Below are 23,868 nucleotides of genomic sequence, written 5' to 3' on the forward strand. Positions count from 1 at the left end.
TTCATGGTGGATGGTTTGTTGTTTGCTGGTTTCCGGCTTCGACAATCAGATTCTCAGCTAAAACCTCCACCGCCTTCAATCTCCCGCCTCAACTCCCCCGTACACCAGATCCGAGCATATCTCTATGCGCGGCCAATGGCCGACCTGTTCGACATGCGGGCGGACGGATCGTGGACCTACACGGCGGTTGCTTCGACGATCCTGAAAGGCACAAACGTGGGCAAGGTCGCCAGCGGCGGCGGCAACCAGTTCGCCGAAGGCACGGACATTCATCCGCTGCATGGCGCGACATACTGGGCGAACGCTACGAAGGACTTCGACTTCTCCAAAGAAGATCGGATTCCTCCGGAGTTGTTCAACCGCGTGCTGTGGAAAGGCGTAATGGGCGACACACCGTATCCGGCCCCTCACTCGATCTACTCGAAGCCCACAGCCGACGGCTCGAAAACGGTCGCTGCCGTCGATGACGACGACTGAGCCAGGTTTCCGTGTACCGTATTGCACGCCAGTGAAAGTACTCAGGCAGGAGCAATGTTCTGATTCATGCAAAAGAAGTTGTCGGGATCGTACTGGCGTTTGATGGAAGTCAGCCGCGAATAATTCTTGCCATAGGCTTCCTTCACGCGTTCGTTGCCTTCATCACCGAGATTGTTTGCATAGACGCCTGCGCATGAATACGGCCTTAGCGCTTCCCATATGCTGTGCGCCCATTGGACGTTCACGGCATCTTCGGCTGCTTCGTCCCAGATGGCGACGGGAAAGCAGTCAAAGCTGGCGTCGCGGTGCGGGTAGGCGGTCGCGGACCCGGCGACACGCGCAATGGCTCCCCCTACATGCTGAAACACCAGCAGCGATGACAGCGACGGCGAACGTTCATAGGCGCCCAATACCGCGTCGATCGCGCCATCGTCGATCTCTTTCAGGAACTGCGCTTTCCAGTAATATCTCCGGCCTCGCGGAAACACACCGTCGCCGCTTGATTGAATCTGGAGATACGGCAAGCGCTCGAGGCGGCAGTCGACGGGTGAGCCGCACTTCATCAGTGTCTCGAAAACCTGTTGACCGGACTCGGGCGCGCCGACATAGCAAGCCGATATGCTGAAGAATCGCTCGCCGGAAGGATGGGTGACGAATGCAGCATCCGCGCTCACCTCATCCGGCGCGGTGCGCGCAAACTGATCATAAAAGCGCAATGCGGCGCGTGCCTGTTCGAACGGGTACAGCAAGGAGCACACGAGCAACTCGGGGGCCAGCGGGTGAAGCCGTAAGTAGAAAGCTGTCACGATGCCGAAGTTGCCTCCACCGCCCCGCACAGCCCAGAACAGGTCGAGATGTTTGCTGTCGTTCGCTAACCGTTTTTGTCCGTCCGCAGTGACGATTTCGACTGCGACGAGGTTGTCGCAAGTCAACCCGTATTTGCGGCCAAGCTTGCCGAACCCGCCGCCCAACGTCAGGCCGGCCAGCCCCGTGTCGCTGATAACACCCGTTGTCGTCGCGAGGCCGTGGGCCATTGTGGCCCGATCGAATTCACCGAGGTTAAGGCCCGCCTCCGCGCGCACCACCTGCCGGTCAGCGTCGAGGTCAATCTGTTTCATCCGGGAGAGGTCGATAACAATACCGGCATCGCAGACCGAAAGGCCCGCCACGTTGTGACCGCCGCTGCGCACCGCAACCCGCGAATCAATCGACCTGGCAAAGCGCACGGCTGCGACCACGTCGTCAGCGTCAGCACAATAGATGATCATTGCCGGCCGCTTGTCGACTGTCCCGTTCCACACCCGGCGCGCCTCGTCGTAGTCCGCATCGTGCGGCATGACCAGCGTGCCGTGAAGCGTGCCACGCAATTGCTCGAACTGACGCGAGGCAGCCCCGCTTTCGCCCTTCAAGATAGGCGACGACGCTGTTTCGGTGCTCATCTTGCCTCCTTCGTTCTCGCTGGCGCTGAAGCCGACGTTCCAGATTCGGTCGCTTGATGGTTGCACTTCCCACGTGTCGGAGCAAAACGAAAGAATTCAGCCTCCAGATGAGAAAAGTTCATCTAGACTGAACTGATGCGAAAGTTGCCTCCTCTGCGTTCGCTGCAGGCGTTCGAGGCGGTTGCGCGGCATCGCAGTTTCAAGCACGCCGCCCAAGAGCTCAACGTCACGCCGACAGCCCTGAGTCACCAGATCCGCACGCTGGAAGAAGCGTGTGGCCGGCAACTCTTCGCGCGTCAGCCGCGACCCATTCGACTCACCGCGGCCGGACAACTTCTGTATCCGGCGCTGCACAAAGGATTCGATTCGTTCGCGGATGCACTCTGCTCGGTGGCGGAAATGGACAGCACGATCGTGCTACGGATCACTAGCCCGAATGCCTTCGCGAGTCGCTGGCTGGTTCCGCGGCTGTCGCAATGGCACGAGTCTCACCCGGATATTCCGCTGCAGATTATCGGTACCGATGCGGTCCTCGATCTGGACGCGGGCGAAGCAGACGTCGCGATACGCTATGCACACGCGGCGCCAAAAGGTCTGGTATGTAAAGAGATTGCCCGCGATGCGTTCTACCCTGTGGCTAGCCCCGGCCTCCTTGGGGCAGAAAATACACGCCCCATTGCGGCGATGGACCTGCTTCGATTTCCTCTGATCCATTACGAGTGGACGAACGGAGATCCCGAAGCGCCGTCCTGGCCGCGCTGGTTTTCTGCTTCGGGTATTCCGGTATCCGCACTCACGCCTCTTCGCAGCAAGCGTGATCTGAACTTTCGGGAAGAACTCCATGCGATTGACGCTGTTCTTGCCGGCCAGGGAATCGCACTGTGCAGCGACATCGTACTGGAACGGCCGTTGCTGAGCGGAGCACTCGTGAAAGTGCTGCCCTTTGCATTGCCTGGCTACGGCTTCTACGTCACCCATCTCGCGGAGCACGTGACGTCCAGTGCAGTTCGCACCTTTGTACAGTGGGTCGCCTCCGCGCGTCGACCTTAGGAGCGGCCAGTTTCTTGCGCAAGTCAACGTCCGTCCGTTTGCACATCGACATGTCGCCGATCAGGCTTCGATGCGGCCTGGCCAACTTCGCGAAACTCCGACAAGATCTCGTGCAATTCTGAACGTGTACGGCTGATCGAGCCGAACCATCCTTGGGTATAGATAGACCGCACGCGCCCCGCCGAGAGCGATCGAGCTTCAACGCTGCGAACAGGACATCGGCATGGTTGGCGTGTACCGAGTGCCGACCTTTTGCTCGGACGTTGATTCGCGCCGCCATTAGCGATAGCTTTACATCTGTTCTGGTCAACGAAGGGGAGTCGTCTCGTGATGAGAGTGTGGGCTTTCTCATGCGTCGTCGCCTTGAGCGCGATCCTCGCCGGATGCGGCAAGGATGGCTCGCGAAGCGCCAATGAGGCATCGGGTGCATCCGCCAGCCAGGCGCCGGTTCAGCCAGCGCAGGGCGCGAGTGGTACACCCACGGCCTCAGGCGCGCAGGTGACGGGCACGTTGGGTACCGTCACCAGGACACAGTTGCCGGGGGAAGCAGCCGAGACACTGCGGCTGATCAAAGCGGGCGGCCCGTTCCCTTTTAGGGACGACGGCGTACTGTTTCGTAACAGTGCGCTTTTGCTGCCGAAGCATCCGCGTGGCTACTACCACACATACACGGTTCGCACCCCGGGTTCGACGGATCGCGGGCAGCGCCGGATCGTATGTGGTGGACCGCGCAGGGAGACCGGCGACTGCTATTACACCGACGATTACTACGCGAACTTCAAGCGCATTGCAGGATAAGGGGGAGCCTGATCCTCAAAGTGGTTGATCTAGGCGAACGCCTGAAATTGTTCGCCTTCAGCACTCGCAGCCCAGCCAGGCCGGAGAAGATCGGACTTCGACACACTCGTTCGCTTTTCACGTCGCATGAAAGGCCGGTCTCCACAGCAAACCGCGTGTAAGATCATTCGAATACTGCCGCGGTGGCAGATTGCTGTAACTCGAACACCGCTTGCCTCATCCGTACGAAATCGCATGTCGTGCCGGGAGACGATGCAATGCGCGTACTGCTCGTCGATGATCACGAACTCTTTAGAGCCGGTCTTGCGCTGCTCGTCAAGGAGCTTTCCCCGGATGTCGAACTGCTGCATGCGAGTACCTTGTCGCATGGAGTCGATCTGGCAATGGCCGAACATCCGGACATCGTTTTTCTGGACCTCGCACTCCCTGACGGGCACGGTTGCGATGTGCTGGTCCGGTTGAAAGACGCACGAGCGTCCTTGCCCGTCGTCGTCATATCGGCCGATGAGAGCACGGAGACGATCAGCCGGTGCCTCGAACTCCGCGCGATGGGCTATGTGCCGAAATCGTCGTCGCCCGAAGCACTCCATGCCGCGATCGTTGCCGTGCTCTCAGGCGGCGTGTACCTGCCCGCGGCGAGCATCGCCGGGCTAAGGCGCGCGATCGACATTGCCGAGGCACCGGCACGCGAATCAGGACGAGCACAGCCAACGAACGGCGCCCCCACCTTCTGGGACGCTCCGCTTCTTGGACTTACGCCTCGTGAGTACGAAACACTCACGTGGCTCGCACGCGGGCTGCCTTCCAAAGCCATCGCGTCGAAGATGGGGCTCGAAGACATCACAGTGCGCAAGTACATCAGTCATCTGCTCGCGCACTTCAACCTGCGGCGCCGCACTGAACTCATCGTGATGCTCGCGGACAAGGGCATCACACTCGGCACGCTGTCGGTCACAGCTTCTCTGCCAGATCGAGGTTCACCTTCCGATGGGCGCCAACAAACCGGCTGATCTCCGCCACCAGATCTTCCGGCGCCGATGACTTGCGCAACAGCACGAACGGCCTCGGAAAATCGCGAAGCACCTGAACGGACAGCAACTCCCCGGTAACAAATGCGACGGGAATAACACCCGCCCACGCGAAGTGACGCCTGATCCGATCGGCAACCTCTTTACCAGAGGCCCCATCGCGCAGCCGGATGTCGGTCACGATGAGATCGGGAACGCGGCTGTCATCGGCGAGAATGGCTTCGAATCCGGCCATCGACTCCGCGGCATGCACGAGCGAGCCCGCGCTCGAGAAAAGACGTCGCAGGCCTTCGAGGACAAATGGTTCGTCGTCACACAGCAGCATGAACGTGCCGTTGAGATCGGGACTGTGAAGGTCGACATACTGATTCGCACCGGCGGCCGGCATGGATGCCGAAACGCTCACGTAAAGGGAGAAGCGCGATCCGCGCCCTTCGACCGATGCAAAACTCATTGCGTGTCCCGGCAGAATACGAATCGTACGCTGCACGATCGATAGCCCCAGTCCCAGCCCTTTCGAACGGTCGCGCCCCGGATTGTTGATCTGAAAGTACTCGGCAAAAATCGCCTCCCGATGGGTGGGCGCAATGCCGATTCCGGTGTCCCATACATCGACGCGCAGCCGTTCATCCAGATGCACCCAGCCAAGCACCACGCCGCCCGACGACGTACTTTTGATGGCGTTCGATACGAGATTGGAAATGGCCCGTTTGAAGAGTGACCGGTCGGTCTCGATGGACGGCGGGTCCACTCGTCGCCGCGCGAGTCTGAGATCGATTCCCCGCAACTGGGCCGTCTCCCGATATTGCTCGAGAACCTCGATCAACAGATCGAGCGTATTGACCGACGTCAGGCGTGGAACATACGAACCCAACTCGCTATAGTCCTGGATGTCCTTGAACATGTCGAGAATGTCGGACGCGGTCTCCTCGATGACGTCGAGGTCGCGTTCCACCGCCTGTCCGTCCCTGATCCTCGTCCGGGCGCTGCGGATGAAGAGATTGATTGCGGCAAGCGGCTGCTGGATGTCGTGATATGCCGACGAAAAGAACCGTTCCTTCTCCTTGACGAGTTCCTGCATCCGTTTGTTCTGTTCGTTGACCGCACGCGACGCAGCTTCGACGCGCGCCTTGGCCGCGCGCAAGTTGCGCTGATACATGAATTCGCGCCTTGCCGAACGTTCCAGCGGAATACTGACAACCAGCCCGATGGCATACGTCAGCGGCACGCTCGTGCCGTGCGCAATCACCGCCGACAGATGCATGCCGAACCTCTCGCCTGGCGGCTGAAGGTAGAGCATGAGCAGATAACTCGCGACGCAAAGCCCGACCAGCCACGCTGCCGTGATCGCCCGAAGCCGGAAAGCCATGAATATCGTGAACAGCGTGAGCGTCAGGATCGAATAATGTTCATGCCACGGCAAGTCGACGATCTGCAGCATTCTGAGCGTGGCCAACCAGGCGCTGAGCGTCCACATGCAAAGCAGCCCGACGGCCCAGCGCTCGTCGAGCGCGCGCGGGGTCCACATCAGGACGGCCACACCCATGCCAATCGCAGCAGCGGTTCTCACGAAAATGAGTTCGGTGTGGTGCAGGTTGGCGGGATCGAGTATGTCGAGCCGAGCGAAATCGCGGATGGAAAAAGCGATCCATAACGCAGCAAAGATTGCGATGGCCAGTCTTCGCTGTCCGGAGAAGCGGCGCGCGTAGTCCATCCGGAACGCACGTTCCTGAGCCGCCGATCTGAACCTGCGCACCCGGAAGTCCGGCAATCTCATGGCCATGCTCGATCAGGAATGTCACCGCCCGCGGATACGGCAGCGTGACATCCAAACAGAATAGCAGGACGTCATTCGAATTCGAGTACACAAATGTAGCGGTACGAATGTGCCTGTCTGGTTCCGGATTCCTACATCTTTCCTAGCTCGATTTCGAATGCTCGCCTACCTACGTGGGTGTCGATGGCGTCGGCTCTGGTCGAAAATCAAAATGACATCGCCGGAAAACGGGAGTCGGGAATTCCTGCTTCCCGGCATTTACGAGGAGGTCGCCATGAAATCTTTCGTTATTGCGGTCGCCGCAGCGTCGGCGCTTTCCATCCCTCTTGCCACGTTCTCCCAGACGGACCCGGCACCGACGCGCGCCCAGGTGCGAGCGGAGCTTCAGCAGCTCGAACAGGCCGGATATGATCCGGCCAAAGGTGCGGATACGAGTTATCCGAGCGACATTCAGGCGGCTGAGGCACGGCTATCGAGCCAGAGCCCGACGGCGTATGGCGGGGTGCCCTCCGGCTCATCGGCGTCCGGTTCCGCTGCTGTCGTTCGCCCCGCCTCGACCGAAGACATGAAGCAACTCTATTTTGGAGGCCAGTAGCAGCTATCCCTACTTTCCTTTGCGGTGTGCCCACATCGGGACCGCTGCTTCATTCACCCGCCGGGCCGGGCGTGAAAACCCAGGCTTTGCCGGCCAACTCGGTGATGAATGCCCAGGTGCCCGCGCGGGATTGCGCGTTCTCACGTTGTTTTCCCGCATCGCTAGCGACCGCTCACCCACCCGCAACCGCCGTCGAGACGGCTGAACAACGAGGCGGCCGACCGACGCTTCATGGCCGGCCCCTGCCGCATGACCGACGTGCGCGCTTAGGCTTTATCCGACAGTCGCAGATTCGACACAGACCGGCGGCTGAGCGACAACATGCCAGGACACTCGAAACGGTTCTTGCAACCAATAAGTGCCCCGATAGACGGAGTGCCGCCGGCCGCATCCGTGGTGAGCACTTCGTTGTCGCGCATCGGCTGACAATGACAACCATGCGCGTCCATTTCCTCGACGAAACCGTTGAGTTCTCTTGGCACGACGTCGAGGCCGACGATATCGTCGAGGGCGCGACGCAAATGTTTTTGGTGTTGCGCAAATTTTCAGCTATAAAACTTTCGGAAGTCTCAGTGCCGCGCGGCCTTCGCGCCACAACGTTCGACGAGCAGAGGGGGGTTTCATGTTGAACCACCTACCGAAATGGTTTGCCATTGTCGCAGTGCTAAGCGGTGTTAGCGGCGGCGCGCTCGCGAAGACCGAGACTTGCCAGCCCGCTTCCGAAAAGCAGATTGCTGCGCTCTTCAATCGATGGAACGACTCGCTCAAGACAGGCGATCCTCAGAAGGTCGTGGCGAACTACGCGCCACACTCCATCCTGTTGCCGACTGTTTCGAACAAGCCGAGGTTGTCGGTCGACGAGAAACTAGACTATTTCAAGCATTTTCTTGAAAGCAAACCCGTCGGCACCATTGACTTCCGCCACGTCATGATCGAGTGCAATGCTGCGATCGATGCCGGGATCTACACGTTTAAGTTCGGTGACGGTTCCACAGTCAAGGCGCGTTATACGTTTACCTATGTCTGGAACGGCCGCAAATGGCTGATTACGAGCCATCATTCGTCGAAGATGCCGGAGAGCGAATAAACGGGGCAGCCAGGAGAAGGCCATTGCTTACCGCCTGAACGACTGTTTAGAGAAGAACTCGCGCGACTCACCGGGAGACGCGCGTGGTGCGGCCGCGCAGCGTAAGCCGTAGCCGGCCTCTGGAAGCTGACATGCTATGAAATGAATTCTTCCTTTGAGCAGGGGCCGTTTCGCCTATCCTTAGTGTGGCTCGACACCGCGCTCGCGCCCACCTAAAGAACCGCTGCTGGCTGGATTAATCACATCAAAGTCGACGGACAACGCCCGGCATCAAAGTACCATACCCACGATATTTCCTAAGGAATGCTGATCATGGATAGGCGCGATTTTATCAAAAAGACTTCTGCCGTCGGCGCGGCCATCGCAACGACGAACGTCGCCGCCGAAAGCGCCGGCGACGCTCAAAGCGGTAAGCCCAACATCCTGTTCATTCTCCTCGACGAGATGCGCTTTCCCCGTGTGTTTCCGAAAGGGGTTCAGGACGCACGCGAGTTCCTGAAGGCTTATATGCCCCGCACGTTCGATCTGTGGAAAAAGGGCGTCAAGTTTTCCGGCCATTACACGGCGGCTTCGGCATGCAGCCCCGCGCGCGCCGCGCTCGTCACGGGACTTTATACCCACCAGAATTGGCTGCTCACGACCATCCTGGATTCGCCCGACACCAAGGTGTCGATACAACCGGTGCTGAACCGTCAGTTTCCAACTTACGGCAAGATCGTGCAGTCGCTCGGATATATCACGCCGTATATCGGCAAGTGGCATTTGTCGATCGTGCACAAGGGGCAGAGGCCTCTCGCGCTATATGGTTTCGAGGGGATGACATACCCTGATCCGACTGGCAGCAACCTGCAGGGCACGATCGGCGACCCGGGGCAAGGGTACTTGAGCGACACGAACATCGCGGATCAAGCAACGCAGTGGCTGCAGCGGCGCAGGCCGGCCGACCCGCCCTGGTGCCTGACCGTCGGCTTCATCAATCCGCACGACAAGGAGTTCTTTCCTGCTGGCACGGAGTTCAAGCGCTTCACTGAGCTTTTCGCTTCGAACAAGTACAACCCGAACGGCTATTCCCAGTGGATCGATTACACCGCAGGGCCACCGACGTACAACTGGGAGTTCAATCCGCTGCGCAATCCGCCCCAATATGGGTACCCAGCAACGGCGCCGAATTGGGAATCGGGTTCGCAGTTGGCCGCCAACAAACCTCCGATGCAAACCTTCAACCGCACTCTCCAGGAAGCGGTCTGGGGTGGCGTGCAGGACACGCGGGGTACGGATTTTGAAATCTCGGCTTATCCGGTCAATCCGAATTTGCCGCCGCCTTCGGAGACCAAGGGGGTCGCCAAGGCTCCTTTCCATTACTGGAAGCGTGGCCTCGATTCGTACACGCAGATCATGTCGATAGTCGATGCGAAAATAGGCGCCGTGATCGACTCATTGCCGCCTGCCGTCGCCAAAAAGACCATCATCGTCCTGACCTCGGACCACGGCGACTATGCGGGCGCGCACGGCATGATCTCGGGCAAGACCGGAACGTGCTACGAAGAGGCGTTCAATGTGCCGCTCATCGTGGTCGATCCGACCGGACAGTACAACGGCGATCTCGATGTCGTTCGCAGCGGTCTGACCTCGTCCGTCGACATCCTTCCGATGCTGGCGACCATCGCCAACGGCGGCACGCGAAGCTGGATGACCGGAGACTACGCCCAGATGTATGGGAACCGCCACGATATGCTTCCCATGCTGAAGAGCGCGAGCGCGCCAGGCCGACCCTATGTGGTCTTTGCATCCGATGAAACTGTCCCGGAAGTGTACAACTTCAATTCGTCGGCCTCGCACATTATTGGCGTGAGAACGGACGAAGGCAAGCTCGGCACCTATTCAAACTGGGCGCCATCTACGACGACCATTACCGGCTCGAGCGATCTCGAGTATTACGATTACGCGACCGAGCAAGGAAGGCTTGAGCTTGACAACCAGAATCAGTCACGCGCGGCGCAGGCGCTGTATCAGCAATTGATGACGGACATTCTTCCGAATGAGTTGCAAGCTCCGCTGCCAGGCAAATTTGTCGCCGCGCAGGATACGGCGCAGTCGCGTTATATCGAGTACATCAGCCTCATCAACAGCGGAGGGAACTTCGAGTTGCCGTTCAAGATCGGGGACGTGTGAGCACTGGCCGCGCCGTATTGAATGTGCCCGCGTTGAATGTGCCCGCGCGCCATTTGGCTTCCCAGCCTCGTGAGCGTTGCGTTCAAGTCGGCGCCGGTCGATTTAGCAAGCCGTTTCGCCGACAGTGGATCAAGAGTTCGGGCCAGTGTGCCGCCGTATCGCGGCAACCCCGGCCTGATTACGTGCGGCCGTGTTGACGATCAAGGCCGCGTCTCGATGCGGGTCGCAGAAGTTGACAAACCCGATCCAGCCATCAGCGTCGTCGAGGTCGTACGCCGCACAGGTCATCTCGTCGCAAAGCGCTTGCCTGTTGGCAGGCAGCCGCAAGAGAGGATTTTCTTGCGGTCGTCTAGTAATGAATCATGTTGTGGTCGGCGCGACGCAATGGCCGCTTAGCGGAAAATTTCACGGTGATACCGACCGCTTTTGGCCGCGTTGAGGCAGTACGAATGATAATTTTCTCGCCGGAAGCCGGCCATTGAGCGGGGGCAGACGCGGCCTTGGTTATTCAGATTGGATGGAGGCCTCGACCGACGGCTCTTGGCCGAGATCTGCCTGCCGGCAAGCGCGGGCACTTCGGCCATTGTGGACGCTCAGCTACTGCCTCTCGTCGGACGGCTGCATAGTACTAACCGGCCGTTCGCCTGAGCCCGCTGCGGAGCACCGACTCGCGCATCGGCGAACGCGTACTTGACGACCCATCGCGGACGATCGATGCTTTCAGCCTCCAATGTCCCCTAGCGGAGGGCAGAGATTACTCAAATGCACGCGGACCGACGACGGCGGACGGCCGCTCTTGACCGGCGAAGATCATCATCCGGCGTGGCCGGGCACCAAAGTGTAATCAGCGTCTATGTCGGCAGTGCGCATAAAAGAGGGTTCCACTCGCGAATATTTAGCCTTTGCTCATATATTTCTCAGCAAGTGCCTCGTACAGAGGCGGCGCGAACAGCTTCGAGACCTGACTTGAAATCAGCGCGGTCGCCATCAATGACAGCACGAGCGAATGACCGTTGATCATCTCGATGACGATAACGAATGCCGTGATGGGACTTTGGGTGACGGCGGCGAGATAGCCCACCATCCCGAGAGCAATCAGCATCGGCAACTGCAGGCTTCCAAAGACGAGATGCAACGCGTTGCCGATTCCCGCACCGATGGCAAGCGACGGCGCAAAGAGTCCGCCCGGTGCACCCGGCAGATACGATCCGACCATCGACGCCATTTTTGCCAACGGATAGCTCGCTCCGAGTTGCGAACTCCCTTCGAGCATGCCACGCGCTTCGGCGTAACCGCTGCCGAACGTGTGCCCCCCTGCAATCACGCCGACCACGGCGATGAACAAGCCGCACGCCGCACCGAACCCGACCGGATGGAACTGACGCCAGTTCACCAGCACGGCTGGCATCCAGCGTCGAGTATTCACGAGCAGCCAGCAGAACACTCCACCGGCGAGACCAGTCACCGCCCCGAGCAACACGACCGCAAGCGCGAGTGAATCGGGAAAATGTCCGTCTACATTGATGGTGCCGAAATAGGTGTAGTTGCCCTGCAGCGCCAGCGAAACGACGCCCGCAAAAATGATCGCCGTAATCAGCACGCCGCTCGTGCGCTGTTCGAAGCTACGCGTCAGTTCTTCGATGGCAAAGACCACGCCCGCGAGCGGCGCATTGAACGCCGCCGACAAGCCCGCTGCCGCACCCGCCAACGCCAGATTCCGCTCGAGGCTCCCGCCGCCCATGCTGCGCAGACGTGCAGGATAAAAGCGGCGCAAGCTGTACATGAGCGCCGCGCCCACATGGATGGTCGGCCCTTCGCGACCGATCGTGAAGCCTCCGAGAATCGACAGGAACGACAACGCGATCTTGCCGACGAGAATGCGCACCGTAAGCAGACGTGGTCCAAGTTCCCGCCCGTCGTGCAACACGGCGATCACCTGCGGAATGCCGCTGCCTTCCGAACCCGCGAAGAAGCGGCGCGTGAGCCAGACGCCGAATGCACCTATCGCCGGCGTGAGCAGCAGCGGCAGCCACCAGTAGAGTGCGCTAACGTGAAGAAACGCATCGTAGCCAAAGTCAATCAGCCGAGCGTACATGACTGCGACTAGCCCGGTTATGATGGCGCCGAGCCAGAATATCCCGTAGTGCAGCCACAAGCGTCTGACGCGCAAGAGCGTGCGTCGATCGATGAATCCTGGAGTGCGCATCAGAGAAGGGGCGATTGAAATTTAAAGCACATTGTGCCATAAATATCTCACCCCATTTTTTACGTCGATGTCGCCGCGGTCTGCTCAGTTTGTTTTTTCGCCGAACACCCAGCCGAACGATCCGTAGTGCGCCTTGTGTTCCGCCGCGAGCGCCAGCAGGCATCGCTCGCCTTTTGCGGTCAGATGCACCTGCACCTGACGTCGATCGATCTTGTCTGTTTTGCGCGTGACGAGCCCTGCCACTTCGCAGCGCGACACTAGCGCAGCGGTGCCGTTTGCGGCCGCCTGAAGGCGCTCTGCGAGTTCGCCAACGGTCGCCCATTTCCGCCCGGGAAAGCCGCGAACGTGCAGCAGTAGTTGATATTGCAGGGTCGTGATTCCTGCGGCATTCGAGATTTCCTCCGACACGCGCAGGAACTTGCGCAGTTCGTAGCGGAAGATCGACATGGCTTCCAGATCGTGCTTTTCTGGCATCGCGCTTTTTTTATTCGTGTCGTTCGGCATAGTCATTCCCGTTAAGCGATACTTCGTCATCCACATAATCCATTTTGATACGTCATTGACGTTGGCGGATCATACATAATCTTGCGCGCGCAAAGGCATTCCCCGCCTTTCATTTTCATTTCTACCACCTATACTTAGACACTCTTGCTTGCGTATTCAGTTGATCTTCGTTCTCTGCCGGCTGACGGCATCCGGAGGTGATTCATGCAATACGACGAACAGAAGTTGCAGCGTTTCATGGAGCGCATGGTCGGTGAATTCGGTGCTATCGCCTCCGCCCCGCTAATCGCGTTGGGTGACCGGCTAGGAATTTACAAGGCGATGGTCCAACAGGACTGGATGACCTCGGAACAGGTCGCCAGCCATGCCGGGCTCGCCGAGCGCTACGTGCGCGAGTGGCTCGCGGCGCAAGCCGCGTCAGGCTTCATCGCGTATGACGCAACGCGTGACGCGTATCGGCTCGAACCCGAAATGGCAATGTGCTTCGCGGACGAGACCAGCCCGACCTTCATCCCCGGGTTCTGCGATTGCGCCGAAGCGATGTTCCGCGCGCTACCCAAACTCGAAGGCGCGTTCCGCACGGGCCTGGGCGTGGGATGGCACGAGCATCATCCTTCGTTGTTCAGGGGCACCGAGCGCTTCTTTCGTCCGGGCTATTCCGCCCATCTCGTCGACGAATGGATTCCCGCGCTCGACGGCGTCGAGGCCGCACTCAAAAAAGGAGGCGCGATCGTGGCTGACGTCGGTTGTGGGCACGGAGCTTCGACAATACTGCTTGCCCAAGCCTATCCGGACGCCGCATTTTTCGGCTTTGACTATCACGAGCCTTCCATTCTGCGGGCGCGCGAATTGGCGGCTGAAGCGCGTGTAGACGATCGCGTGCGGTTCGAAGTCGCCAGCGCGCAACAGTTCCCGGGCAACGATTACGATCTCGTCACCTTCTTCGACTGTCTGCATGACATGGGCGATCCCACCGGGGCCGCCACCCACGTATTTCAGTCGCTCAAGGAAAGCGGCACATGGATGCTCGTCGAGCCATTTGCTAACGACCGTCTCGAAGACAACCTGAATCCGGTCGGCCGCGTTTTTTATTCAGCCTCGACGATGATCTGCACCGGCGCGTCGCTGTCGCAGGAAGGTAGACGGGCGCTCGGCGCGCAGGCGGGTGAAGCGCGCCTGAGAAAAGTGGTGACCGCCGGAGGCTTTGGGCGTTTTAGGCGTGTCGCGCAGACGCCATTCAATCTGATTTTTCAGGCGCAGAGTTGACGATACCGGATAGCTGGCGCGTTGGATTCAAAGTTAGCTGGTATCGCCACGCAGACGCCGAACCCTTGTGGCGAAGCGCAAGCGCCGAATCGACACATGCAATCGAAATCGTTCCGGGAACGTGCAAGTCCCTAGGAACAAGGAGCCGATCGCGTTCTATAGCTCCGTGAGATCGCTGGACGATCGCTAACGCGATGACCGTTCTCGAGGCAAATCAGTCACCTGAATGACACCGTTACAGCGAGGGCGAGCGGCAGAAACTGGCCGGCAAGCGCCCGATGCACATCACATGAACCGGCTTTGCATCGAAGCGCTGCGACCGTCCGAACGCGACCCGAAGGTGCCGTTCAGGCTCACTTGACCAGAACAGCCGCTTCCGATGGAACAACCGTCCCTCGCTGGTAGGGTTGGTGCGGACCGAGCACCCGCCATCCCAGTGCAGGCTCATTGAGGCGGCTGCCCCGCCTGCCGAACGTCTCGCGAATTGCTGGAATGGCCCGTTGGGACCAATCAAGTAGGTGCTGACCGGGGTTCGGAGTGGAACAGCCCCCTGAAAGACCGGACACAGTCTCTTACTTACAATAGCGGGTAGGCATAAGACTGTGTATATGACTAACAATAAGAACGAAGTGATGGAAGTGTTGACGGGACCTGAGCGCCGGCGGCGCTGGTCGGCCGACGAGAAGCTGGCGATGGTTCGGGAAACGTTCGAGCCCGGTAAGACCGTGTCGATGGTGGCTCGGCTGCACGGCATCAATCCAAATCAACTGTTTCAGTGGCGCAAGCTGTATCAGGACGGCAGCCTGTCGGCAGTGAGCGCTGGAGAAGAAGTTGTGCCGGCGTCCGAGCTGAGCGACGCGCTGAAGCAGATAAAGGAGCTCCAGCGCCTGCTGGGCAAGAAGACGATGGAGAACGAGATTCTCCGGGAAGCCGTGGAGGTGATGAAGTCGCGAAAATGGATTGCGCGCTCACCCTCATTACCGGGGGACGGCCAGTGAAGCAGGTCTGTGACGTTCTCGGTGTAGCGCGCTCAAATTTGTCGGTAAAGCTCGCCCGGGCTGCTGACTGGCAGGATGGCCGTCGTGCACCCAAAACGGATGATGCAGGCATCGTCGACGAAATCCGTTTGCTCGTTGCTGACTTGCCGAGTTACGGCTATCGACGCGTCTGGGGCCTGTTGCGAAGCGTGCGGGAATTGCGATGTGAGGCTCCAGTGAATGCGAAACGTGTTTATCGCGTGATGCGCCTGCACGATTTGCTGCTTCACAGGAGGCCTGCGAGGCCGGGCATCGAGCGTCGGCATGAAGGTACGGTGGCGGTGCCCAGAAGCAATCAGCGATGGTGCTCTGACGGCTTCGAGTTTCGTTGCGACAACGGGGAGCCGCTGCGCGTGACGTTCGCACTCGATTGCTGTGACCGCGAAGCAATGAGCTGGGCAGCGACGACAGGCGGTCATAGCGGCGACGTTGTGCGCGATGTCATGCTGGCGGCTGTCGAACATCGTTTCGGGAACGTTCGCAAAGCGCCAGCGCAAATCGAATGGCTCAGCGACAACGGCTCGGGTTACATTGCTGAAAAGACCCGCGCGTTCGCTTCAGATATTGGTCTCAAGCCGTTGACCACGCCCGTATGTAGCCCGCAGAGCAAGGAGTAGGTTTCACATTGCACCTTGTCCGGGAGTTGGAGCGGCAATGAAGATTGGCCGCGTTGCTTTGCGTCCACCAATGCCTCTGACGAGCACGACATTGCCCAGAGGTTCGTATAGGCACCGGTGATCATGCCCGTAAACGTGCCGTCGTAGAAGCCCTTGCCGTCCCCATTGGTGGATCGTGGTTTGGCTAACCTTGAGCTGCGTGGCGAGTTCGGCGCCGGTGAGCAGACCGCGCGAGCGCAGTCGCTCAAATCGGCTCGGCAGCCCATAGGTGGTCCGTACCAACGCCACCTTCCTGGCGGTAAATGTCTGGTGCTGCCAGTTTGTATATCCGAGCTCGTTGAGTCGTGTGGCGACCTGCTGATCGGTGCACGTTTCCAGAAGCCCATCGATGACGGTTACGACCGCCGGTTGTGTCTTGCGTACAAGTGCCATCGACTTGGGTTTGTCGACTGTGAGTGAGGTCGTGCGGCCGCCGCGGAAGCGCACATGGATCGAGACCTTCTCCGACTTCACAAGGGTGACGTCTTCAATGAGCAGTCTTAGCATACGCTTGCGCTCGACCGATTCGATACGTCTGTCGTTCCACACAACGGCGAAGTCATCCGCGAGTTCCCGAATGCGCGCGCGAGCCTGGTCGCCAAGCAGATCCTGATCCGATCGGCGTTGGCGTTCGTGATCCTGCTGTAGTACGTCCAGTCGACGAAGGCGATCATTCCAGTCCGCTTCCAGCGCATCGGCAACCATCCGGTTTGCTGGATCAACATTCATGTAGCGACGGCGGCCGAGTTCGGCTTCGTAACGCGCGCGCTCCAGTTGCTTCAGGCGCATGGAGTTGGCCTGTTCAATACGTCCGGCGATCTCGTCCTCGACCGCGAGCGCCACTTCGATGGCTGCCGGCCCAACCGTCTGAAGCAGTAATGCGCTGATGGCATCATCAATTGCGCGTCCACGTACCGACTGGCACGGTTTGCCAGCATCATGGGCAGCGACGTCATGACATACGTAGTACGGTTCAAGCCTGCCGCTTACCTTCTGGTAGCGCACGCGCATGCGATTTCCGCACAACCCGCAGATGACTCGCCCTTGTAGCAGTCCATCGCCTTCGCGAGGAACGGTGCCTCGTGCGAGCGAACCGAATCCGTTTGCGCTTTGCCTGAGCGTCACCTGATTGCGCTCGAATTCGTCCCAATCGATATAGCCGACGTGGGCGCCGCGGATGAGCACCTGCCAGTCGGATTGCGCGACCTTTAACTGCGTGCTCGTCAGGTCAGCCTTGCGTCCAATGCGTGTCCGTCCATACACAAAGGCCCCAGCGTATCGGGGATTGTGCAGAATCTGCAGAACACGCGATGTATTTAGCCCGCCCCACTGCACTTCGCCTTTGCCGATGCCGCGGCGGATACGCCGCGGGAAGACCCAGCCTTCGCGACGGAACCGGCGTACAACCATGCTCGCCGAGTGCGTTTGCCGGTAAGTATCGAACAGCAGTCGCAGGCTCGCGTGGATTTGCTGGTCAGGGTCAAGTACAACCGATCCATTTGAATGGTAGGCCAGTCCGATGGGCAGCGGGAGTTCGAGCTCGCCACGTCGCGCCTTGTTGCGCATCCCACCCTGCAGCCGCGCATTCAGAACGTGCAACTCAGCCTCGCTCATGGTTCCCTTCAGACCGAGCAGCAGGCGGTCGTTGAAGTAAGCCGGATCATAGACGCCGTCTTCGTCAAGTAACGTTATGCATAACGTTACTTGACTAATGTCGAGCAGTCCGTAATGTGGAGTACAGCCCTCGATCGCTCGCGGAAAGGGGAGCCCGGATAGTCAGACTCCCCATTACCTTAGCGCTACAACGAAGCGAGCCACTTGATGACGGAGGCATCCTGACGCCAAGAGTCAGGCGGTGTGAGCGAGTTTGCAAGCGGCTTTGCCCGGGCAATGGCCAGGCGTTTCATTTCCAGATCGGCGCTCGCATAGCGGTTGGTGGTGTTGACGCTGGCGTGACCGAGCCAGTGACTTATGGTTACCAGATCCACCCCGGATTTGAGCAACAACATCGCTGTGCTATGCCTGGCGCAGTGCGGGTGAAGGCGCTTGCTGGCCAACGACGGGCATTTGATCACTGCCGCGCGGAAGTACTTCGACAGGATGTAGCCGATACCAAACCGCGTGAGCCGCTGCCCTCGCTGGTTGCAGAAGAGCGGCGTATTCGAGCGACTGTCCAGTTGCGTTTCCATCACGAACTGCTTCAACACCTGTGCCGTCTGAGGCCAGAGCGGGCAGACTCTCCTCTTTCTTCCCTTGCCGAACAGGGTTACCTGGGATGGCGGATCGATCTGCAGGTCACAGGCGTTTAAGTCGACGATTTCCTGGGCCCGTGCGCCGGTATTAAACAGCACACCGAGTAACGCGTAGTCACGACGGCCGTAGCAGGTGCTTCGATCGATACATTCCAGGACGGCACGGATCTCGTTCTCCTCGAGGTAGTCGACGGATCCGGTTCGTGTGCGCTTGAACGGAATGCCCAGAATCCGCTGCGCCTGTTCGATCCTCTCGGGCACATGCGTTGCCACGTAGCGGAAGAACGCATGAATGGCGGCGAGCCGCACGTTGCGCGAGGACGCCTGGTTGTGACGCTCCTGCTCCAGGTAGTTCAGGAATGCCAGGACGGCCTCCGGCGAGATCGCATCCAGATCCAGCGTGGCTGGATCACTGTGCTCGGAGATGGCAACGAAGCGCAGCAGCAGAATCATCGTATCACGGTAACTGAGCGTGGTATGCCGGCTCACGCCACGCTGTTCGGTTAGATATTCGCTGAAGAAGCAGCGTACAGTGCGCGCCAGCGCGTTGGGGTAGGTGGCTCTCATGTTGCACCTCCGTCGGCAAACGGTTCAATGAGTGTGCCGTAGCGACCAGCGAACCGGCTGTTGGCAGCACCGGCAAGTTCAGCAACAAATGGCAGGTAATACTCGGTCGAGGCGATGGAGACGTGGCCCATGTAGGTCGCGAGTACCGGTAACCTGGTCTGGACATCGACGCCGGCGTGATACCAGCGCAGGAGTGCTCTGACCGCGAAGGCGTGTCTCATGTCATGAACGCGCGGTAGGTTCCCGTTCGCTGTACGTATACCCGAATCGCGCACAAGCTCATGAATTCCGTCCCCCAGCCCGGAATCCGAATAACCATTGGGATACCGGTTCCACAGCAGCGCCGAGCCGGATCCCATTGGCAGACGGTCCTCTCGCCTGCGGGCAAGATAGGCCGCCACTTCCCGGTTCGTATCGGCCGAAAGCGGCAGATGGCGAGACTTGTGGAATTTGGATTGCCGCACGAGCAGGCTCTGGGCACGTTGGTCATAATCCGCGAGGGTCAAGTGCGCCAACTCCCCGCGCCGCATTCCTGTGGTGTTGAGCAACACGATCGCCAGGCGGAAAACCTGTGGACGCAAAGGGGAAAGCGGCATCGGCTTCAGCTTCGCTGCAGCCTGCAGCAGTTGCGTGATTTCCGCGTTGGTATAGATGTGAGGCAGAACGGGCTGGTGCCGTCGCGGAAAGTCGTCAGCGTCCGGCACGAAACAATCCGGCTCGGTGCGACGGAGATAGAGGCAAAAATTGCGCACGATCCGCATATGGTTGCGTCGGACCGTGGGTGACAAATCGACTAACGTTTGGCACCAGCGCGCGAATAGGCTCTGGGTCAAGTCGGCGGCGCCGACACGAATCATGCTGTCCTCGATGGTTTCGAGAATGCGGCGCTCGCGCGCGAAGCCTCGGCCCAGTGCCTGCTTCAGTTCGACGTAACGTCCAATTGATGAGGACAAGCGGCTCTCATTCATACGTTTCATGACATGGCCTCCTGAATAGCTGACGCGGGCAGTGGCAACGCCACCTCGCGCAGCTCCTCAAGATCGAGCCGGAGGTACACGCATGTGCTCTCCGTGCTGCGATGACCGAGAAGGTCGCCGATGGTCTTGAGGGGGATGCCCTCGCGAAGCAAATGCGTTGCATACGAGTGCCGCAGGCAATGAACTCCCCGAAACGGGATGGCGAGTCCGCTTTGCCCGACCCGGAAGCGGAACGCGTAACCAACGGCCTGCCTCCTGATGGGCAGAATCGGCGCAACGACGCTCATAAAAATCTCGCGACAGGCCGTGTGGGGGCGAGCCTCCTGCAGATAAGCTATCAGTGCCGCGGCGACCGGGTCGGTCAGCGGGAGATTCAGAGGGTGCCTGGTTTTAGACTGATTGATATGAATCTCGCCGGCGTGCCAATCGACGTCATCCAGCCGCAAGCTGGCAACATCGCACCCGCGCAGTCCGTACGTCGCGATGAGCAGGAAAATGACGTAATCGCGCAACCCGCCGGGACATCTCCGATCGATCGACTCGAGCAACGCCGAGACGGTTTCCCAAGGCAATACACGTGGCAGGTATTGAAGGCGATAGGCTCGGGGCGTGTCAATCTGGCGGTCCAGTCCCGGAGATATCTCGCCACGCAAGGCGAGGAATCGCAGAAAACCGCGAACCTGAGCAGCGACATGTTGAAGTGTGCCCCGGCCGAATCGACTGCCGGCGTAGATGATGAAACGCTCGATGTGGGTCTGGGTAAGATCGGCCAGCCGAAAGGCCGAATCCGAATCAATCTGGAAACGCAACAGTTGGCAGGCCGTGTGCGCATGTTGCTCAATAGTGATCGGAGACAGTCCCCTGACTTCGGTCAGGTGCCGAAGGTAAGCGGCGACGCTCGCATCGAACGGCATTTCCGCTGGTGGATTGGGCGCTAGCATCCGCCGACTTTGGAGAAAGCGCAGCAAGCATCCGACAGTGCCGGATACTCCGCCGGGACGTTGACGAAAATACCGCCAGCACTTACGCAGGCTCTCTCGTGTTAGCGTCGCAAAGCTACGTTGACGACGTTTGTGAAAATACGCCTCGATTGCCGTGCAGCGGAGAACGTAGCACTGGCGGGTGCCGAACCGATATCCCTGCGCGACAAGCCAGTCATCAAAATCGTCGAGAACTGACCCGAGCAAAGGTAGGGAAAGGTGCCGGGCATAGGACGTGGGTAAGAGTTCGCAGATCATCAGAATCTCCTTTCGAATAAACGCAGAAGGAGCTCCGATCATGGTACTAATGTAAAGTCTTTGCCTCCGGTCCCAATGTACGGTGGTGCGTTATAGCCACGTACTCCACATTACGGACTGCTCGACATTAGTCAAGAATCAGGGTGTGGGTCAATGCGGCAAGTTCGATGAGCCGATGCCAGTCTGCGTTGTTGCGCGCGAGACGTGACACCTCCAGTCCGAGTACGATGCCGGCGTGACCGATGGCGACCTCCGATACCAGTTGCTGGAAACCGTCCCGGTGTTCTGCGCTTGCGCCGGACAGACCAAGGTCGCTGTCGATAACGTGCACGCGTTCGATGGGCCAGCCCAGCGATACGGCACGCTCGCGTAATGCGTACTGGCGTTTCGTACTCTCGGTGTTCTCGAAGACCTGACGCAGCGACGATTGCCGTACGTAAAGGAAGGCATCACGCCGCAAGTGGTCGGGCGTGACTTTCTGATACAGCTCAGTAGACATGGGCGAGCTCCGAATGGGTGCGCAGAACGAGATTGGCCAACAGACGTACCAATTCGTCGCTGGCTGGGAGTGCGCCCACGCATTCCTCTCTGCGAGATGCAGGAGCGTCGCTGGTCGCAGGGGCCGTCATCGCAAGCATGGGAAGCCCATGCAGCATGCCGTGATAACGAATCGCCGCCATACCCTCGGGGCACGGGGCACCTTCTATTACCGCGTCGCGTAGTGCCTCGTAGGCAGCAGTCAAGGCTTGCTCGAGGGGATGGGCGGCGACGGATGGCTCTACGGTTTTTTTTTGCGCGCAATCGCGCGTTCGATGCTGCGGGGGTGGACCGAGATGCCGAGCTCGGATTCCAGTTGCTCGGCTAGTGCGCGGGCGTGAATGGAGCCGTCGCCTTCGAGATGTCGTTCGACGAAGGCCATGGCCTCGAGATTGAGTTTGTGTGCGCCCTTGGGTCCACGCGGTTTCGGCATGAGTCCGGCCAGCCCATCGCGCGCAAATGCTGCCTCGGCCTGATAAAAAGTCGGGCGGGACACGCCGAACAGCTCTGCAGCGTCGGCCTTCGAGGCGCCGTCGACGCTGACGTGGCGCAGCATCTCGTACTTGACCTGGATCAGATCGCGGGCATCGAAGAAATCGTTCGATTGAAACCAGGGAGCCCGCACCCGCTCGGGATGAGGGTTCAGCACGCCGAGGCGCCTGAGGCGGTCCTGCTTCGAATCGAGCTTGGTCAAGGTCGCTGCGCCGGCTTGAGATGTGTAACTTAAAATATGCCGCTAATACTTCAATGTCAAGGCCAGCCCAGACACGGGAGCGTGACCATTCCGGCGAACTAGCGATATAAGCGTCACAGACGTCAAGTGTACGCGCGACTGTCACGGCGTTATTTAGCTTACAAACACGGCGTAATTTACTTGACACGACCGAGGACCTCCGGCCTCAGGTCGTCGATCAGCGCGCGCAGCCTTCGAAGGTCATCGACACGAAACTCGGAGCGTCCCGCTGCGGTCTGAGCGAACGCGTCGGGCTCGTCCACATCAGTCCATGACGCCAGTATCGATACCAGCCGGCCATGCTCGTCATAGAACATGACACGATCCTCTCCCCAGTTCTGGCGGCGAGTAACCAACTGGACTCGGGTACCCCGCAGGGGATGGAATGGATGGGTGATCTCGACCGTTACGGTCGCGCAACCGTCATCACGGCAAGCAGTTGCTGACTTACGATAATGGCATGGCAGAAAGCTTCGTCAAGACGATGAAGCGCGATTACGTTGCATTCATGCCGAAGCCTGACGCGGCGACCGCCGTGCGCAATCTAGCCGTCGCATTCGAACACTACAACAACAAACACCCGCATAGCGCGCTGAAATACCGCTCGCCGCGCGAGTTCCGACGTAAAGCCGATTTATCAACCTTGGTGTGAGATGGTGTCCGGGAGTGGGGGGCAAATCCAGGCGCGGATTGCCCCGCGTGTCAGGACGTGGCTTGCCAGCACCGAACAGTTGTCCAACGACATCCGCAGTACAGCGGGCGAGCCAATCGGCGTGGTCAGGCTCGGGATCTTGCCCTCCACCGCTCATCCCCTTGTCAGCACCCTTTACCATCGCCTTCGAGAGCGTTATCCCCTGGTGCAGTTACAGGTGCGCGAGGGCCAAGGGGCGTTGTTGGAAACGTGGTTGGAGAACGGCAGTGTTGATCTCGCCATCCTTTTTCGAAATAGTCCGACGCCGAAAAACGGTGACGAGTATCTGGTTGAGGCGGCGACCTACCTGGTCGGCGCGGAAGGCGATCCTTTGACCAGCCAGTCCACAGTTGCATTTTCCAAGCTCGACGGGATTCCACTTGTCTTTTTCTGCCGCCCCAATAGCTGGCGTGACCGGCTCGAACAAATTGCCGGGGAACATCAGGTCTCCCTGAATTTCGCGGCAGAAGCCGACTCTTTGAGTCTGCAGGGGCACATCGTGGCAGATGGCGGAATCTACGCATTGCTCGGACCTTACGCGATTGCCAATCTTGAAAAGGAATGCCGGTTGCAGGCGTCGATGGTGGTTGATCCGTCCGTGCCGCGTTTCATTGCGCTGGCCATGTCGCCCCACGGCGAACTGACGCTGGCGTGCCGCACGGTCATGCAGCTCACCAAGGAGATCGCACGGTCGCGCAACCTCTCCTCGCAATAAAGCAGGAGCGATCAGGGGCAACATTCGAAGAGCCAGGAACCCCAGTTCCTGGTGCGGATTTTTCAA

General features: G+C 59.4%; 20 protein-coding genes and 4 pseudogenes. 11 read left to right on the forward strand and 13 right to left on the reverse strand.

Features of this window, described 5'->3' with window-relative positions; translation table 11 throughout:
• Positions 1 to 477 (forward strand): annotated as a pseudogene (locus VOM14_RS27300) (hypothetical protein); the annotation flags it as partial.
• Positions 478 to 518: 41 nt separating this feature from the next.
• On the opposite strand, the gene VOM14_RS27305 reads toward VOM14_RS27300, so the two are convergent.
• A complete protein-coding gene (locus VOM14_RS27305) occupies positions 519 to 1,916 on the reverse strand; it encodes an FAD-binding oxidoreductase (protein ID WP_327631854.1) in 1,398 nt (465 codons plus the stop codon).
• 135 nt (positions 1,917 to 2,051) lie between these two features.
• Between VOM14_RS27305 and VOM14_RS27310 the strand changes: the two genes are divergently transcribed.
• The 3 genes from VOM14_RS27310 (at position 2,052) to VOM14_RS27320 (ending at position 4,774) form a co-directional block, all read left to right on the forward strand.
• On the forward strand, positions 2,052 to 2,966 hold the full coding sequence (locus tag VOM14_RS27310; RefSeq protein ID WP_327631855.1) for a LysR substrate-binding domain-containing protein: 915 nt from the start codon (positions 2,052 to 2,054) through the stop codon (positions 2,964 to 2,966).
• A 327-nt stretch (positions 2,967 to 3,293) separates the two neighbouring features.
• Entirely contained in the window at positions 3,294 to 3,764 is a 471-nt protein-coding gene (locus tag VOM14_RS27315) for a ribonuclease (protein WP_327631856.1), read from the forward strand.
• Between the two features lie 257 nt (positions 3,765 to 4,021).
• Positions 4,022 to 4,774, forward strand: coding sequence for a response regulator transcription factor (locus VOM14_RS27320; RefSeq protein ID WP_327631857.1), 753 nt, complete (start codon positions 4,022 to 4,024; stop codon positions 4,772 to 4,774).
• Here VOM14_RS27320 and VOM14_RS27325 read toward each other — a convergent pair.
• Positions 4,716 to 6,569 (reverse strand): hybrid sensor histidine kinase/response regulator, encoded by a 1,854-nt coding sequence (locus VOM14_RS27325; RefSeq protein WP_327631858.1) that lies wholly within the window; start codon positions 6,567 to 6,569, stop codon positions 4,716 to 4,718. The two genes, VOM14_RS27320 and VOM14_RS27325, sit on opposite strands and share 59 nt — an antisense overlap.
• 274 nt (positions 6,570 to 6,843) lie before the next feature.
• Here VOM14_RS27325 and VOM14_RS27330 point away from each other — a divergent pair, with 274 nt between their 5' ends.
• Positions 6,844 to 7,164 carry a DUF4148 domain-containing protein gene (locus VOM14_RS27330; RefSeq protein WP_327631859.1) on the forward strand — a complete coding sequence of 107 codons (321 nt, stop codon included), beginning with the start codon at positions 6,844 to 6,846 and terminating at the stop codon, positions 7,162 to 7,164.
• A 266-nt stretch (positions 7,165 to 7,430) separates the two neighbouring features.
• Here the strand turns inward: VOM14_RS27330 and VOM14_RS27335 are convergent, their stop codons facing one another.
• Positions 7,431 to 7,685, reverse strand: a complete 255-nt coding sequence (locus VOM14_RS27335; RefSeq protein ID WP_327631860.1) for a hypothetical protein — start codon at positions 7,683 to 7,685, stop codon at positions 7,431 to 7,433.
• 101 nt (positions 7,686 to 7,786) lie between these two features.
• Between VOM14_RS27335 and VOM14_RS27340 the strand changes: the two genes are divergently transcribed.
• Positions 7,787 to 8,251 carry an SgcJ/EcaC family oxidoreductase gene (locus tag VOM14_RS27340; protein WP_327631861.1) on the forward strand — a complete coding sequence of 155 codons (465 nt, stop codon included), beginning with the start codon at positions 7,787 to 7,789 and terminating at the stop codon, positions 8,249 to 8,251.
• Between the two features lie 312 nt (positions 8,252 to 8,563).
• Entirely contained in the window at positions 8,564 to 10,423 is a 1,860-nt protein-coding gene (locus VOM14_RS27345) for a sulfatase-like hydrolase/transferase (protein ID WP_327631862.1), read from the forward strand.
• Positions 10,424 to 10,536: 113 nt separating this feature from the next.
• Here the strand turns inward: VOM14_RS27345 and VOM14_RS27350 are convergent.
• From VOM14_RS27350 to VOM14_RS27360, 3 genes and pseudogenes are all read right to left on the reverse strand, one after another.
• Positions 10,537 to 10,720, reverse strand: a pseudogene (locus VOM14_RS27350) (protein mobD); the annotation flags it as partial.
• Between the two features lie 598 nt (positions 10,721 to 11,318).
• Positions 11,319 to 12,629 carry a chloride channel protein gene (locus tag VOM14_RS27355; protein ID WP_327631863.1) on the reverse strand — a complete coding sequence of 437 codons (1,311 nt, stop codon included), beginning with the start codon at positions 12,627 to 12,629 and terminating at the stop codon, positions 11,319 to 11,321.
• An 84-nt stretch (positions 12,630 to 12,713) separates the two neighbouring features.
• Complete coding sequence (locus VOM14_RS27360) at positions 12,714 to 13,133, reverse strand: MarR family winged helix-turn-helix transcriptional regulator (protein ID WP_327631864.1); 420 nt, start codon at positions 13,131 to 13,133, stop codon at positions 12,714 to 12,716.
• Between the two features lie 204 nt (positions 13,134 to 13,337).
• Between VOM14_RS27360 and VOM14_RS27365 the strand changes: the two genes are divergently transcribed.
• Complete coding sequence (locus VOM14_RS27365) at positions 13,338 to 14,399, forward strand: class I SAM-dependent methyltransferase (protein WP_327631865.1); 1,062 nt, start codon at positions 13,338 to 13,340, stop codon at positions 14,397 to 14,399.
• 632 nt (positions 14,400 to 15,031) lie between these two features.
• A pseudogene (locus VOM14_RS27370) lies at positions 15,032 to 16,044 on the forward strand (IS3 family transposase); the annotation flags it as partial.
• Positions 16,045 to 16,056: 12 nt separating this feature from the next.
• Here the strand turns inward: VOM14_RS27370 and VOM14_RS27375 are convergent.
• The 7 genes from VOM14_RS27375 to VOM14_RS27405 form a co-directional block, all read right to left on the reverse strand.
• Positions 16,057 to 17,706, reverse strand: coding sequence for a recombinase family protein (locus VOM14_RS27375; RefSeq protein WP_327631866.1), 1,650 nt, complete (start codon positions 17,704 to 17,706; stop codon positions 16,057 to 16,059).
• Between the two features lie 185 nt (positions 17,707 to 17,891).
• Complete coding sequence (locus VOM14_RS27380; RefSeq protein ID WP_327631867.1) at positions 17,892 to 18,911, reverse strand: site-specific integrase; 1,020 nt, start codon at positions 18,909 to 18,911, stop codon at positions 17,892 to 17,894.
• A complete protein-coding gene (locus VOM14_RS27385) occupies positions 18,908 to 19,888 on the reverse strand; it encodes a tyrosine-type recombinase/integrase (RefSeq protein WP_327631868.1) in 981 nt (326 codons plus the stop codon). The genes VOM14_RS27380 and VOM14_RS27385 overlap by 4 nt, the downstream gene beginning before the upstream one ends.
• Positions 19,885 to 21,126 carry a site-specific integrase gene (locus VOM14_RS27390; RefSeq protein ID WP_327631869.1) on the reverse strand — a complete coding sequence of 414 codons (1,242 nt, stop codon included), beginning with the start codon at positions 21,124 to 21,126 and terminating at the stop codon, positions 19,885 to 19,887. The genes VOM14_RS27385 and VOM14_RS27390 overlap by 4 nt, the downstream gene beginning before the upstream one ends.
• A 127-nt stretch (positions 21,127 to 21,253) precedes the next feature.
• The gene (locus VOM14_RS27395) at positions 21,254 to 21,625 is read right to left on the reverse strand and encodes a recombinase family protein (protein ID WP_327631870.1); all 372 of its coding nucleotides are present in this window, start codon (positions 21,623 to 21,625) and stop codon (positions 21,254 to 21,256) included.
• Positions 21,626 to 21,904: 279 nt separating this feature from the next.
• Complete coding sequence (locus tag VOM14_RS27400) at positions 21,905 to 22,357, reverse strand: helix-turn-helix domain-containing protein (protein WP_073426921.1); 453 nt, start codon at positions 22,355 to 22,357, stop codon at positions 21,905 to 21,907.
• A gap of 176 nt (positions 22,358 to 22,533) precedes the next feature.
• Positions 22,534 to 22,863 (reverse strand): DUF5372 family protein, encoded by a 330-nt coding sequence (locus tag VOM14_RS27405; protein WP_327631934.1) that lies wholly within the window; start codon positions 22,861 to 22,863, stop codon positions 22,534 to 22,536.
• Between VOM14_RS27405 and VOM14_RS27410 the strand changes: the two are divergent.
• A pseudogene (locus VOM14_RS27410) lies at positions 22,851 to 23,048 on the forward strand (integrase core domain-containing protein); the annotation flags it as partial. The gene VOM14_RS27405 and the pseudogene VOM14_RS27410 sit on opposite strands and share 13 nt — an antisense overlap.
• A gap of 79 nt (positions 23,049 to 23,127) precedes the next feature.
• Positions 23,128 to 23,802 carry a LysR substrate-binding domain-containing protein gene (locus tag VOM14_RS27415; RefSeq protein ID WP_327631871.1) on the forward strand — a complete coding sequence of 225 codons (675 nt, stop codon included), beginning with the start codon at positions 23,128 to 23,130 and terminating at the stop codon, positions 23,800 to 23,802.
• The last annotated feature ends 66 nt before the right edge of the window (positions 23,803 to 23,868 follow it).

Source organism: Paraburkholderia sp. MPAMCS5 (assembly GCF_036016995.1).
Classification (GTDB): domain Bacteria; phylum Pseudomonadota; class Gammaproteobacteria; order Burkholderiales; family Burkholderiaceae; genus Paraburkholderia.